Genomic DNA, 14,094 nt, shown 5'->3' on the forward strand with positions numbered 1-14,094 from the left:
CTAATATTTCGTTGCTTATTCGTTCCGCATTCGTTCACTAGATGGGAGTGCGCACGGATGCTCACGCGCAAGCAGCATGAACTGCTGACCTTCATTCAGACCCGCCTTGAGGATTCCGGCATCTCCCCCTCGTTCGAGGAAATGAAGGAAGCGCTCGACCTCAAATCGAAGTCTGGCGTGCATCGGCTGATTTCGGCGCTGGAAGAGCGCGGCTTCATCCGCCGCTTGCCCAACCGTGCCCGCGCATTGGAAGTGATCCGTGACAGCGACGCCGGTGGTGCCAAGCCCGCCAGCCGGGCCGCAGCCAATGCGCCCAGCGCACTAGCTCCGCTGCGCAATCCGGCGCCTGCTCGCGAACCGGCGAACGATGTGATCGAGATCCCGCTCCACGGCCGTATCGCCGCGGGCGTTCCGATCGAAGCGCTGGAAGGCACCGCCACCCTCCCCGTCCCCGCCGCACTGCTCGGCTCGGGCGAACACTATGCGCTGGAAGTTTCCGGTGACTCGATGGTCGAGGCCGGTATTCTCGATGGCGACTACGCCCTCGTGCGCCGCACCGACACGGCGCGGGATGGCGAGATCGTTGTCGCACTGGTGCGCGGCGAGGAAGCGACACTCAAGTACCTACGGCGCGAGCGCGGCATGGTCCGGCTCGATCCGGCCAACGCGGCCTACGATCCGCAGTACTACCAGCCGCATGAAGTGCAGGTGCAGGGCAAGCTCGCGGGGCTCCTGCGCCGCTATCACTGAACGGGTTTGGGGTCCGGCATTCCGGTAGCAACCGGGGCCGGACCCTGCCACTTCCTCCGGGGCTGATTGGGCGGCGGGCGGCGGAACCAGCCGTGCTCGCCTTGCGTCTCCGCCACGCTCCGCACCCGGCCCGAGACAAGATCGATCGCGAGCCCGCCGGTCTGGGCAAGTAACGCGCGGTCGGCTTTCAGGAGCCGCGGTTTGCAGGCGGCAGGAAGACGGCGGTCTGCCACCACGATATCAGCCCGCGCGCATGCCGCGGCGAGCACGGGGATCGGTACCAGATACTTCCCGCGCGCCATGAGCAGATCGAACCGGCGCCCGCCGCGGATCAGCGCGATCGCGCAGAAATCCAGATTGCAGCGCGCGCCCTTCCAGTCCTCCAGCGCGACCGCATCACCGGTCATCCCGGCGTTCTCCAGCAGCGCCGTGCGCGTATAGCTCTCCTCCCGCACCGCTCGCAGCACCAGCAGGTCCGGTCCCTCGCCGGTGATACCCACATGGTGCCCATCGCCCGAAATCAGTACATCGGGTGTGCGCGTCAGCAGCAGCGCAGCCATGCCCAGTCCGATAGGCGCAAAACCCCACAGCCGCACCCGCCCGCTCCACAGCGCCAGCCACAGCAGCCCCCCCACGAACAGCGCAAAGGTGCCGCCGCTCATCCCCGGCATCATCGTCACCGCACCCGGCTGGCCGGCCACGAGGTGCGCGAGCCATAGCAGCAGTTCGAGCGACTTGCCGACCGCCCACCACGCTGGCGCCCCCAGCCCGAACAGATCCAGCGCGAGCGCCAGCGCAATCAACGGCATCGTCAGCACCGTCGTGAGCGGAATCGCGACCACGTTCGCCGCAGCGCCATAGATGCCGGCACGGTGGAAGTGGAACAAGCTGATCGGCATCAACGCCAGTTCGATGACAAGGCCCGTCAGCAGCAGCATGGCGATGTGCCTCCCCAGCCGCGTCAGGCGCCCCTCGTGGCTGTGCGAAAGGAAGGCCTTGGCCGGCGCCGAAGTGCTGAATGCGACGATGGCGATCACCGAGGCAAAGCTCATCTGGAAGCTTGGCCCCAGCACCGCCTCGGGCCACAGCAACATGACGATGATCGCTGCCGTCGCCAGCAGCCGCAGCGAGAGCGGATCGCGCCCCAGCGCCAGCGCGGCCAGCACCAGCAAGGAGCCGGCCACAGACCGCACCGTCGGCACTTCAGCACCGGTCAGCAGTGTGTAGAACAGCCCGACACTGGCCCCGACACCAGCTGCCAGCAGCGGCAACCGCACCCTGAGCGCAATGAACGGGAACAGCGCAAGCAGCCGGATCGTCAGCAAATAGGCGCCCGCGATCACCGCGCTCACGTGCAGGCCGCTGATCGAGAGCAAGTGCGTAAGGCCGGCATCGCGCATGGCCTCTTCATCACTTTCGGCAATTGCGCCGCGGTCACCGCTGGCGAACGCCGCCGCGATCGTGCCGGGGGAGCCCGACAGCTGCGCACGGACATGGTCGGCAAGCCGCTGCTGCCACTGCCTGAGCGACCAGCCTTCCTCGGCCGGCGCGACAATCGTGACTGGTCCGACCACGTTGCCGGTGGCGGCGAGGCCCTGGAACCATGCGGCACGGGCGAAATCGTAGGACCCGGGCAGCATCGGCGGGGCGGGCGGCATCAGCCTGGCGCGCATGCGCACTTCGGCGCCCTCGACCAGCGCCGGCGAGTCGCCTGTGTCGGGCAGGTTGAGCCGGACGAGCAGCGTCTCGCCGTGTCCCTCCACCTGCGCGCGGACGAGCAGACGCACCCGATCGCGCGCGCCTTCGACCTGCCGGTCAAGCACACGGCCCTGCACCATAGCGACTTCGGGCCGCGCGATTCCGGGCTGACCGACCATCGCCGACTTGATCCAGATGGTGGTGCAGCCCGCACCCAGCATCAGCGCCATGCCGATGACGGCCGCGCGCAGATAGCCGAGGTCACCATCACCGGCGATCATCAGCCCGCCCATCGCCGCCGCACCGCACAATGCGATGAAGCCCGCCCATTGCCACGGCCCCGGCAACACCGCCCAGCAAGCGATTCCAAGCGCAAAGCCCACCGCCAGCCATGGCCCGCGTTCGAACGGGTGGGCGCCAAGGAACGCCTCGATGGTGCGGTGCATGCTGGACAAGGCGGCGAGTTTGTCCCAGAGGCGTGTCCGCCGCGAAGCAGGTTCGCCAAGAGGTTGGGCCAGTGTCGGCGGCATGACGTGGATTAGGAAGGATCGCGCCCGCAATGGCAAGCGCCAGTGACACCGTTTCTGCAGGATCAGGCGCGGGCGCTGCTGCTGTGCGTGGACGCGTGGTCACGCGCTTTGCTCCCTCGCCCACCGGCTACCTGCACATCGGTGGCGCCCGTACGGCGCTGTTCAACTGGCTCTTTGCGCGGCATCACGGCGGGACTTACCTCCTGCGCATCGAGGACACCGACCGCGCCCGCTCGACCGAGCCGGCGATCGAGGCGATCTTCGACGGCCTCAACTGGCTGGGCCTTGGCGGTGACGAGGAGCCGGTGTTCCAGTTCGCACGGTCCGAACGGCATGCCGAAGTAGCGCACAAGCTGCTGGAGGCAGGCCACGCCTATCGCTGCTACCTCACGCAGGAAGAACTGGCCGCCCGCCGCGCCGCCGCGCAGGCCGAGCGCCGCCCCTTCCGCATCGAGAGCGAATGGCGCGATGCCGACCCGGCGACATGGCCCGAAGGCCAGCCATGGGTCGTCCGCATCAAGGCGCCGCGTGAGGGCGCCACGACGATTCCGGACCTCGTGCAGGGCCCGATCACGGTACAGAACGCTGAGATCGACGATTACGTCATCCTGCGCTCGGACGGCACGCCGACCTACATGCTTGCGGTGGTTGTCGACGATCATGACATGGGCGTCACCCACGTGATCCGCGGCGACGACCATATCAACAACGCCTTCCGCCAGATCGTCATCATCCGCGCGATGCAGGCGGTCGAGGGTTCCGGCTGGGAAGATCCAGCCTACGCTCATATTCCGCTGATCCACGGGGCGGACGGGGCCAAGCTCTCCAAGCGTCACGGCGCGCTGGGCGTCGATGCCTATCGCGACGAACTGGGGCTCCTGCCGGAGGCGGTCTTCAACTACCTGCTGCGGCTTGGCTGGGGCCACGGCGATGCCGAGATTATCAGCCGCGAGCAGGCGGTCGAGTGGTTCGAGATCGGCGATGTCGGCAAGGGCGCGGCGCGCTTCGACCTCAAGAAGCTCCAGAGCTTCAACGGCCACTACATCCGCGAGGCGGAAGATGCGCGGCTGGCGGCGCTGGTGGCGCAGCGCATTGGCGCGCTTGGCCATGCAGAGCTTGCGCTCCTGATCCAGGCGATGCCGGTGCTGAAGGTGCGTGCGGCGGACCTCAACGAACTCGCCGCCGGCGCGCGTTTCCTCTTCGCGCAGCGGCCGCTGGCGCTCGATGAGAAGGCATCCGGCCTGCTCTCGGACGATGCGCGCGCGCTGCTTGGCGCGATGGTTGAGCGGCTTGCCGCCGAGGAATGGACAGCCGGTGCACTAGAGGCTTCACTCAAGGCCATGGCTGAGGAGCGTGGGCTCGGGCTCGGCAAGCTCGCGCAGCCCCTGCGCGCCGCGCTGACGGGGACGACTACCTCGCCGGGGATTTTCGACGTACTGGTACTTCTGGGACGAGACGAGTCGCTCGCCCGGATCGCGGACCAGGCCGGCGCGGCATAGACTGTAACTTTCCGGGTTCAGGCCCGAACCGAAGCAAGACGGCCGCGTGCCGCACAGGTTGAAGAATAAAGAGGAGGCTAGAGCGTGAGCGACAACCAGGCGACCTTGAACGACGGCAGCAAGGCCATCACGATGCCGATCAAGAGCGGCACGATCGGTCCGGACGTCATCGACATTCGCAAGCTCTATGCCGAGACCGGCAAGTTTACCTACGATCCGGGCTTTACCAGCACGGCAAGCTGCGACAGCGCGCTGACCTACATCGACGGTGACGAGGGCGTGTTGCTTCACCGCGGCTATCCGATCGGCCAGCTGGCCGAGCATTCGAGCTTCATGGAAGTGAGCTACCTGATGCTCAACGGCGAGCTGCCCTCGGCCGACGAGCTTGCGCAGTTCACCCGCACGATCACCCGCCACACCATGGTCCATGAGCAGCTTTCGGTGTTCTATCGCGGCTTCCGCCGTGACGCGCACCCGATGGCCATCATGTGCGGCGTCGTCGGCGCACTTTCGGCGTTCTACCACGACTCGACCGACATCTCGGACCCCGAGCAGCGCAAGATTTCCGCGCACCGCCTGATCGCCAAGATGCCGACGATCGCGGCGATGGCCTACAAGTATTCGGTCGGCCAGCCCTTCGTCTATCCGCGCAACGACCTTTCCTACACCGGCAACTTCCTGCGCATGACCTTCGCGGTGCCGGCGGAGGAATACGAGGTGAACCCGGTGGTCGAGCGCGCGCTGGACCGCATCTTCATTCTCCACGCCGACCACGAGCAGAATGCCTCGACCTCGACCGTCCGTCTGGCCGGTTCCTCGGGCGCCAATCCTTTTGCCTGCATCGCGGCCGGCATCGCCTGTCTGTGGGGCCCGGCGCATGGCGGCGCGAACGAAGCAGCGCTCAACATGCTCAAGGAAATCGGCACGCCGGACCGCATCCCGCACTACATCGCGCGCGCCAAGGACAAGAACGATCCGTTCCGCCTGATGGGCTTCGGCCACCGCGTCTACAAGAACTACGACCCGCGCGCGACGGTCATGCAGCAGACGGTGCGTGAGGTGTTTGCCTCGCTCAAGGTCACCGATCCGCTGTTCGAGACCGCGCTGCGGCTCGAGGAACTGGCGCTGAGCGACCCGTACTTCATCGAGAAGAAGCTGTTCCCGAACGTCGACTTCTATTCGGGCATCATCCTCTCGGCGATCGGCTTCCCGACCGCAATGTTCACGGCGCTCTTCGCGCTCGCCCGCACCGTGGGCTGGGTCGCGCAGTGGAACGAAATGATCAGCGACCCCGGCCAGAAGATCGGCCGCCCGCGCCAGCTCTACACGGGGCCCGCGGCGCGCGACTACGTTCCTGTCGACAAGCGCTAAGGCGCCGCCAGACACCTTGAGGAGAGCGAAATGACCTTGATCCTGCGCGTGATTGGCCTGCTCGCCCTCCTCATGGGCCTTCTTTGGATGGGTCAGGGAGCCGGCCTCATCATGTGGCCGGCGTCCAGCTTCATGCTGGAGCAGAAAGTCTGGATCCTCTGGGGCGGCGTGCTGGCCGCGGTGGGCGCCGGACTGCTCTTGCTGGCGCAGCGCCGCCGCTGAACGTCTGGTCGTCCGGTCAGGCGGCGCGATCTGGCGGAAGAGTGAGCTCGAAGCGCGCGCCCTCGCCCGCTGCGCTGGTCACCTTGAGATCGCCGCCCATGGCACGCGCCAGATGGCGCGAGATGTAGAGGCCGAGGCCAGTCCCGCCATCGCCGCTGCGGCCGAGCCGCTCGAACTTGTCGAACACGCGCTCGGCCTGCTCGGGGGTGAGACCGTGCCCCTCATCCTGCACCGCAATCCAGGCGCCGCGCGCATCGAGCCCGCAGGCGAGCGTGACCGTGGAGCCCGCCGGACCATAGCGGATCGCATTGGTGACAAGATTGAGAAGAACCTGCAGCACGCGGCGAAATTCGCCGATCGCGGGGACACGGATGTCCGCTGCAGGGGTCTTCAGCGTAATGCCGCGTTCCTGCGCGCGCACTGAAAGGATGCCTGCCGCGCGCCGCGCGCAATCAGCGAGATCGATCTGGTCCGGCGCCGGGGCAAAACCGGGCGCCTCGACCGCTTCGAGGTCGGCGAGGTCTTCGATGAGGCTCATCAGATGGCGGCCGGCCTCGGCGATATCGTGCGCATAGCTTGCGTACTCGTCGGCCAGCGGGCCGGCGAGCCGAGTCCGGATCGTCTCGGCATTGGCGATGATCCGGGTGATCGGCTGGCGCAGCGCAGGCGCAAGATCGCGGCCGAGCAGGCGATTCCAGCCGGGCGGCTGGTCTTCTTCGCCCCGGGTTGCGGCCGTGGCTGCCGGGCCGGCAGGAAGTGTCTCGATCGCCTCGGGGATTGCCAGCAGCACAAAACCGCCCTGCCCGCGTGGCAAGATCCGCGCGCGCCAGCCACGCGCCGATCCCTCGACCGTGAACGGCGCATCATCGAGCAGCCGCCAATGGAGCGGCCCCTGCCGCGCCGTCATGAGATCGCTCACCAACTCGATCTTCACGAAATCGGTCCAATACTTTCCACGCCCTGTTTCCAGCGCGGCGGCGAGGCCGGCCAGATCGTCCGCGCGAACATCAGCAACGATCACGCGCTGGGCGTCGTCGAGCAGTATCTCCGCCTCAGCGAGGTGATGCAGCAGCACATCAGGCACCGGCGGTTCTGCAGCCGCTTCCTCGCCCCGATGCCACTGGCTGAGCTCGATCGCGGTACCCTCGCCTTGCGGCGACACGCAGGCAAAGGCGCTGACCGGATGCCCATCGTCGAACGAGAGGATTGTGCGCGAGGCCGGTTGCCCGGTCCGGCGCACGCGGCGCACAAGGGCCAGAAGCGCCGGCATCGCGATGGCACCCGGCACGCCGGTGCCCGAGCGCATCTGGAAGCCCGCCAGCGGCTCGTCGGCCGCGATCAGCCGGTCTTCGCCATCGGTGCGGGCACGGATCAAGCCGCCGGGCGTCGTCGGAGCGGCGCCTTCCTCGCGCAGCGCGCTCATGGGCACGGCTCGGCCAGCAGCGTCGCGGCCTCGCTGGGGGAGAGTTCGGTATAGCCCTGCGGCAGTTCGGCCTCGGGATGAAATGCCAGCGCAGCGGCCGCGACGCCTGCCGGCGCAAGACCGCAAGCCCTGAGTGCCAGTACGAGGCGGGGCAACTGGCCGTCGATCGTCGCAATGATCGCCCCCTCGCGGCTGAGTCCGGAGCCGCGGGCCAGCGCAGTCAGGAACAGCGCGACGCCGGCCTGGTCAATATCGAGTGCGGCGCCCGCCCGGTCTCCCATCGCATCGAGCACACGGCCCATCTGGGCGAGCCGCGAACGGCTCTCGTCGATTTCTGTCCGGACGCTGCGGTCGGCGATCAAGGCATAAGCTTCGGCTGAGGCATCGAGGCCGACGTGTGCGCGCAGAGTGACGAGCGCGATGTGGACGAGATCGCCGGGCAGTTCGCCAAGTGGCAGCTGCATCCGGCGCCGGTTTTGGCAGAAGCGGGCCTGCGCGGCGAGAAGGTTCATCGCCGCGGCCGAGCTGGCGGCGTCGGGATCGCTCATCCGCGCCTGGAGCAGTGGTGGCAGGACGGGATCAAGCGCGCGGCTGCGTTCCAGGCGGACCGTCCAATGCCACTCAAGCGCGAGTGTGTGGAAATGCTCGAGGAAGGCGGGGTTGTCAGCCAGCACGTGCGCAAGCTCGTCGGCAGCCTCGTGCGCCCAGCCCTCCGGTTCGGCATGACCTGCGGCGGCCGCCAGCGCGACCACCAGCTGGCGCGCGAGGTCGACGAACATGCCGCGCACCCGCGCGACGATCTCGTCGCTGAAGATCGAGTTGTCATCGCTGCGCAGGAGATGGCGCAGGATCGGCACGACATGCGCAGCCGCACCGCGCGCGGCGGCGATATCCTGCGCCATCGGCGAGGCGCTCGCGCTTGCCTGGGCGCCGGAAGGTGCGGGTGTGGCCATCGTTGCCAGCCTTAGTCCGTGCTGGTTAATTCGGGGTTAGGCGGCGCGCGCTCATGCGGCCCGCCCGCCGTCTCCGGGACTGGTCCGTACCGGCTCGTCGGCCTTTGCGGCAAGGAGGAACCCGGCGACCAGCAACGCTATCACCAGCGCCCGCAGCACGAAATCGAACGGGAACAGGATGCTGGAAACCGTCAGCAGCGCGCCGATCACGAAGCGGTCGCCCAGCCACCAAATCCACGCCTCGCCCGGTCGCAGGCGTTGGAGCAGCCGCAGCAGCATGAACAGCACGACCGGGGGAAACCAGGCGATGCCCCACGGCACGCCTGTGACCGCCGGTATCTCGCTTCGCCATGCGCAGAGCGTGATGAACATGCCGTCGAGAACCCAGTCGGCGAGATGGTCAAGCGGCGCACCGTCCGACCAAGAAATCAGCGAATCCCGCTCGACCCGCGCGAGGAGGCTGGCCACCTGATGCACCAGCCAGGCCACTGCCAGCATCGCAAAGCCGGCGCCGGTCCACCCGAACCAGCCCGCACCGGTCCCCAGCAGCGCCATGACGACCGCGCCAAGCGCAATCACATAAGGCCGTGTGCCGGCATGCAGCAGCGCGGGGCCGAGCATCCGCACGATGCCGGCGGCAATCCACGAACCCGGCGAGCGCACTTCGGCGCCGGCGGTGTGGAGCCGCACCCAGCCGGGCTCGGCGCGGTGTGCCTCGGCCTCGTCGCGGATCAGGCGCCAGCGGCCCTGATCGAGCAGAAGCGCGGGAAGCTCGCGCTGGATGATGCGCGCCTGTGAGGCAATCCGCAGCAGCGCCGAGCCCGGGTTCCAATCGCCCGGCAGATCGCCCAGCGCGGCAATCAGCTTGCCCGGCAGCAGCATGGCCCCCGCGCCCGCATTGTTGATATCGATCCGTTCGAAGCCCAGCGGCAGCCCCGTTTCAACCGGCAAGGTCAGTACCACCGGACCGTCGCCCAGCAGGCGCAGCGCATCCTCGGGCATGGCAAGAAGCCCCTCGCCCAGCACCAGCAATTCGTCCTCGGCCGCGACGAGGGGTGCGAGCGCCCGTGCCGATGCGATGACATGAAACCGCGCGCCGCCCGCTTCCGCCGCATGCTGCAGCGCGACGAGGTCGTTCGTGAGCGTTTCAGCGAGAACCACGATACGCGAGCAGCCGAGCGCCATGGCCAGGCCCAGCTGGTGGCGCAGGATCGAGCGTCCACCGATTGGCAGCAGGCCGCGAAGACCCTGTGGCTCGCCCTGAGCGGCGTCCATCAACGACAGCAATGCAACCCGCAAGGCGGCGACCTCCCTTTGCCCCATGGTAGGGCGGCAGGGCGATAATGCCAAGCTTGGCCGCGTCTTAGCCGGTGGGTTCGATCGAATCGAGCGCTGCAGCGATCTGGCGCAGGACCGTCGGCTCGCCGGGAGCGCCGCGCAAGGCGTGATCGGCCAGGGCGATCAGCTCATCGGCGTGGAAAGTCGCCGCAAGGCTTTTGAGGCGCATCGCCGCCATTTCCCAATTGCCGTCGCAGCGCGAACGGCCGAGCAAGTCAAGCTGGCGGCGTGCGCTTTCGACAAAAGCAGCGCGCAGTTCGCGAAACAGCTCGGCATCATCACCGGTCGCTACTGCCAGGTGGGCATCGATCGCATCGCCAAGGTAAGCCATGGCGGAGGGAATATTCGATACGGGTTAAGGTGCCTTTAAGCGGCGGCCCGATGTGTGGTAAGCAGGCTGTCATGTCCGGGGGAAGAAAGATCATCGCACTTGAAGGCGGCGCAGATGACGGCGCAGCGAATGCTGCTGCCGTGAGGCTGGGCAAGCGTCTGGCAGGCGAGGCACTGCGAGACGATGCCGAGGCCGGCGGAATCGTCGCTGCCGCAAGCGATGAAGCGGCAGAGAACGCGTGGCCGATCTCTTCCGCTGCGGAGGAAAACACGGCGATCTGGGACGACACGGACGAAGCAGCCCCGCCCCTCCAGCGGGAATGGCTCGGCCCGGCCATTGGCAGCGCCCTGATCGCTGCGTGGACGGCTGCCTTCGCGGCCGGCAATCTCGCCACCATGCAGCAGGCCCAGCCCATGGGGGTTTGGACTGGTCTCGTTTCAGCGTGGTCCGCGCCTGTGCTTGTGGTGCTCGTCACGCTTGTGCTCGTCCGCCGAGGCAGTCGGCGCGAGGCGGCGCGCTTTGGCGATGCCGCACAGCTGCTCCGCCTCGAATCGCAGCAGCTTGAGCGCCGGCTGGCCGCAGTGAACACCGAACTGTCGCTCGCCCGCGATTTTCTCGCAGCGCAAGGCCGCGATCTCGAGTCGCTCGGCCGCATCGCAGTGGAGCGGATCAGCGGCAACGCCGGGCAGTTGCAGACATTGATCGCCAGCAATGGCGCGCAGGTCGAGCAGATCGCCACGGTTTCGGACCATGCGCTTGAAAACATGGAAAAGCTGCGCGGCCAGCTGCCAGTGATCGCCAATTCCGCCAAGGACGTCACCAACACCATCGCCAATGCCGGTCGCACCGCGCATGTCCAGCTTGAAGACCTTGTCGCCGGCTTCCAGCGTCTCAACGAGTTCGGCATCGCCAGCGAGCGGCAGGTCGGCACCGTGCGCGAACGGGTCGACGCCGCGCTGGCCGCGTTCGAGGAAAGCACCGCGCGCATTGCCTCGCTGAGCGAGGCGCGCTTCGCTGCGCTCGAGGAAGGCACCGAGGCGCATCGCCAGCGCCTTGATGCCGAGGAAATTGCCGCGCTGGCCGCGATCCGCGCCCGTGCCGAAACCCTCAACGAGGAACTCGTCCGCCAGCGCGAGGCGATCGTGCGGAGCGAGGAAGATACGCTCGCTGCGCTCGGCGCGCGCTTTGCCGCGATGCGCGCGGAAAGCGGCGCGTTCAGCCGCTCGCTCAGCAGCGCCGAGGATAGCGCGCTGCAGCAGTTTGCCGAACGGTCGGAAACGCAGATCACCGCGCTGCGGCAAGCGATCAAGGCCTTTGGCAGCGATCACGAAGACCTCATCTCGGCCTCGCGCGACCGGCTTGCCGCGTTCGAGGCCAATGCCGCCGAACTCACCCGCCGCCTTGCCGAGGATGCCAGCCTGCTCGACGAGCAGCTAGCCGCCCGGCGCGCTAATCTCGAAGTCGCCTCGGCCGAACAGCGCGCCGCGCTCACGCAGAGCCTCGCCGAACTTGACAGCGCAATCCGCGAGCGCCGCACGGCCATGGCGGCAGCCGGGGCCGAAGCCGCAGAGGCCCTTGCACGCAAACTCGCCGAACTCGACGTGGCGGTCGAGGCGCAGAGGCAGCGCCAGCTTGAGGAAGCGCAGGCATTGGGCGCGCAGTGCGAAGCGATCGCGGCGAAAGTCACGGCCTTCAACGGCGTGCTGCGCTCCGCCGGCGAGACAGGCGACACGGCCGCTGCCACTATCGATCAAGCACTTGCAACGCTCAACCAGCGGCTGGTCGACATGCGCAAGACGCTGGGCGGGACCGACGGCCATATCGGCACGCTGACCGATGCGGCCTTCCGCCTGCTCGAGCTGATTCAGGCCGGCAGCGAGCATGCCGGCACGACGCTCCCCGCCGCACTGGACGGCGCAACCAGCGAGTTGGGCGCGTTCGAAAACCGTGTCGAGGCCGTGCGCGTGGCGCTTGGCGAGGCGGGCGATACCGGCCGGGTGCTCTCGCAGGATGTGGAAAGCACCCGCGGCAGCCTCAAGTCCGCCGTGTCCGACATGAGCCGCATGCAGAAGACGCTCGCCGCGCAGGCTGCCGAACAGGAAGCGCGGCTAGGCGAGTTGCGCGCGCTCATCGCAGCGGCGCGGGAAGACAGCGAGGCGCTTTCGCAGGATATCGACGGGCAGCTTTCGGCCTCGATTGTCCGCGTGTTGCAGGGGCGCGGCGCCGAACTGGTAGCCCGGCTCGAAGACGCGATAGACAGCGCCTCCGCCGCGAGCCGCGAGACCGCGATTCAGATGCGCGACCAGCTTGCCAAGGTCGATGAGCTGGCCGGCAACCTCGAAAACCGCGTCGCCCGCGCGCGGGAACGCGCCGAGGAGCAGGTCGACAACGATTTCGCGCGCCGCACTGCACTGATTACCGAATCGCTCAATTCCACCGCAATCGACATCACTAAGGTGCTCTCGGCCGACGTTTCGGAAACCGCCTGGGCCTCGTACCTGCGCGGCGACCGCGGCATCTTCACCCGCCGCGCGGTCAGCCTGCTCGACAGCGGCGAAGTGCGCGCGGTGCAGCAGCACTACGAAACCGACACCGAGTTCCGCGGCCACGTGAACCGCTACATCCACGATTTCGAGGCGATGCTGCGCCAGCTGCTTTCGACCCGCGACGGCCATGCGCTGGGCGTGACGCTGCTTTCGTCGGACATGGGCAAACTGTATGTGGCGCTGGCGCAGGGGATCGAGCGGCTGCGGACGTGATCAGGTGACGCCGAGCCAGTTCAGACCATCGGGCAGTTCGTCTGCCGAGTAGTCGATCTGCAGCACCCGCCGCCGGGCTGGTCGGATGGCCGCATCGGAAGCATGCAGGATGGGCGTTGCATAGGCCCAGATATCGCCCGCCCGGGCCAGGCAGGCATGGTCATGGCAGCGAGCAACGACCGCTTCAACCTCGCCTGCAGGGATGCGACCAAGGCTGTGCGATCCAAGGGCCACCTGCAGCGGCGCGTTGTCGTGTGTCACGTCATCAAGATGAACGCGCAGCGTGATCATGCGCTCGATATAGCTGAACGGCGGCGCCACATGGGTCAGTCCTGCCTTGATCGTCCAAGGGCCGAAACCGGGCGTATCATGGCGCGCCTTCACGCAGATTGTCCGGTCCTGATGCCATCCGAGGCCCCAGTTCCGCGCGGGGGTCTTGTCGAAGAGAACCGCGCGAACGGGCCTTACGAGGTTGCCGCGAAAGCGCGCAGCGATGGCGCCAATGGCGCCTTGCGGAGACAGCACATCGGCAATGCCGTAAGCATGCGCAAGCCTGACGCCAGCCTTGCCCGCTTCCAGATCCTGGAAGGCGGCAAACAAGTTCGGCAGCACAGGCAGGGCCGCTCCCGGGAAATGCTGTGCTCCGTCCGTTTCCAATTGCATGACGACGGCTTTGTACGCTGGTCTGGCCAGAACTACAGCCGCTTCCACATCAGCGCTTCGTCCACGTAGCTGCCATCGCCCCGCCGCACCGAGTCCGGTTCCTTGGCGTAGAGCACATAGCCGTGGCGTTCGTAGAGTGCCTGGGCGCGGGGATTGTCGGCCATCAGGGTCAGTTGCAGCTGGCGCAGACCGAGCTCGTGGGCCGTGGCTTCGAGCTGCTCCAGAATGCGCGCTGCGGCGCCCGTGCCGCGGGCGGCGGGGACGGCGTACATGCCCCAGACGAGGCCCTTGTGATCGAGCTTCTGCCCGGAGATGCGCGTGAGGCCGCCGACGGCCAGCCATTCGCCGCCGCGCACCACGGCATAGACATGATCGCGTGCCAGCCGCTCGCGCCAGGCTGCAAGGCCGATGGCGTCGTCATCCGCGCCGGCGCCGCGGAAGCTCATGGCTTCGGCGTCGAACATGATCTGGCGCAGCGCGAGGAAGCGCGCCGTGTCATCCGGGCCCAGTTTCACGATATCCATGGGCCGCGCGCCTAGCCGAGGCTCGCGGCGCAA

At 67.5% G+C, this 14,094-nt stretch carries 12 protein-coding genes; 5 read left to right on the forward strand and 7 right to left on the reverse strand.

Annotation, left to right across the window (positions count from 1 at the left end; all coding sequences use genetic code 11):
- Window positions 1–57 precede the first annotated feature (57 nt).
- Complete coding sequence (gene lexA, locus Q0082_RS01320) at window positions 58–750, forward strand: transcriptional repressor LexA (RefSeq protein WP_298189033.1); 693 nt, start codon at window positions 58–60, stop codon at window positions 748–750.
- Here lexA and Q0082_RS01325 read toward each other — a convergent pair.
- Window positions 744–2,978, reverse strand: coding sequence for a ComEC/Rec2 family competence protein (locus Q0082_RS01325; RefSeq protein ID WP_298189036.1), 2,235 nt, complete (start codon window positions 2,976–2,978; stop codon window positions 744–746). The genes lexA and Q0082_RS01325 overlap by 7 nt on opposite strands.
- A gap of 29 nt (window positions 2,979–3,007) precedes the next feature.
- Here Q0082_RS01325 and gltX point away from each other — a divergent pair, with 29 nt between their 5' ends.
- The 3 genes from gltX to Q0082_RS01340 all read left to right on the forward strand — a co-directional run bounded on the left by gltX (window position 3,008) and on the right by Q0082_RS01340 (window position 6,070).
- Window positions 3,008–4,477, forward strand: coding sequence for a glutamate--tRNA ligase (gltX, locus tag Q0082_RS01330; protein WP_298189038.1), 1,470 nt, complete (start codon window positions 3,008–3,010; stop codon window positions 4,475–4,477).
- An 84-nt stretch (window positions 4,478–4,561) separates the two neighbouring features.
- Window positions 4,562–5,848: a citrate synthase gene (locus tag Q0082_RS01335; RefSeq protein WP_298189040.1), complete on the forward strand. Its 1,287-nt coding sequence runs from the start codon at window positions 4,562–4,564 to the stop codon at window positions 5,846–5,848.
- A gap of 30 nt (window positions 5,849–5,878) precedes the next feature.
- Window positions 5,879–6,070, forward strand: coding sequence for a hypothetical protein (locus tag Q0082_RS01340; protein WP_298189043.1), 192 nt, complete (start codon window positions 5,879–5,881; stop codon window positions 6,068–6,070).
- Between the two features lie 16 nt (window positions 6,071–6,086).
- Here Q0082_RS01340 and Q0082_RS01345 read toward each other — a convergent pair whose 3' ends face one another.
- From Q0082_RS01345 to Q0082_RS01360, 4 genes are all read right to left on the reverse strand, one after another.
- The gene (locus Q0082_RS01345) at window positions 6,087–7,493 is read right to left on the reverse strand and encodes a HAMP domain-containing sensor histidine kinase (protein WP_298189045.1); all 1,407 of its coding nucleotides are present in this window, start codon (window positions 7,491–7,493) and stop codon (window positions 6,087–6,089) included.
- Window positions 7,490–8,446, reverse strand: a complete 957-nt coding sequence (locus tag Q0082_RS01350; protein WP_298189048.1) for a hypothetical protein — start codon at window positions 8,444–8,446, stop codon at window positions 7,490–7,492. The genes Q0082_RS01345 and Q0082_RS01350 overlap by 4 nt, the downstream gene beginning before the upstream one ends.
- Before the next feature lie 51 nt (window positions 8,447–8,497).
- Window positions 8,498–9,721 carry a hypothetical protein gene (locus tag Q0082_RS01355; RefSeq protein ID WP_298189049.1) on the reverse strand — a complete coding sequence of 408 codons (1,224 nt, stop codon included), beginning with the start codon at window positions 9,719–9,721 and terminating at the stop codon, window positions 8,498–8,500.
- Window positions 9,722–9,809: 88 nt separating this feature from the next.
- On the reverse strand, window positions 9,810–10,115 hold the full coding sequence (locus Q0082_RS01360; RefSeq protein ID WP_298189052.1) for an Hpt domain-containing protein: 306 nt from the start codon (window positions 10,113–10,115) through the stop codon (window positions 9,810–9,812).
- A 71-nt stretch (window positions 10,116–10,186) separates the two neighbouring features.
- Between Q0082_RS01360 and Q0082_RS01365 the strand changes: the two genes are divergently transcribed.
- Complete coding sequence (locus tag Q0082_RS01365) at window positions 10,187–12,874, forward strand: hypothetical protein (protein WP_298189057.1); 2,688 nt, start codon at window positions 10,187–10,189, stop codon at window positions 12,872–12,874.
- Here Q0082_RS01365 and Q0082_RS01370 read toward each other — a convergent pair whose 3' ends face one another.
- A complete protein-coding gene (locus Q0082_RS01370) occupies window positions 12,875–13,537 on the reverse strand; it encodes a phytanoyl-CoA dioxygenase family protein (protein ID WP_298189060.1) in 663 nt (220 codons plus the stop codon).
- 32 nt (window positions 13,538–13,569) lie between these two features.
- Entirely contained in the window at window positions 13,570–14,061 is a 492-nt protein-coding gene (locus Q0082_RS01375; protein ID WP_298189063.1) for a GNAT family N-acetyltransferase, read from the reverse strand.
- Between the last annotated feature and the right edge of the window lie 33 nt (window positions 14,062–14,094).

Source organism: Novosphingobium sp., from assembly GCF_027489515.1.
GTDB lineage: Bacteria > Pseudomonadota > Alphaproteobacteria > Sphingomonadales > Sphingomonadaceae > Novosphingobium.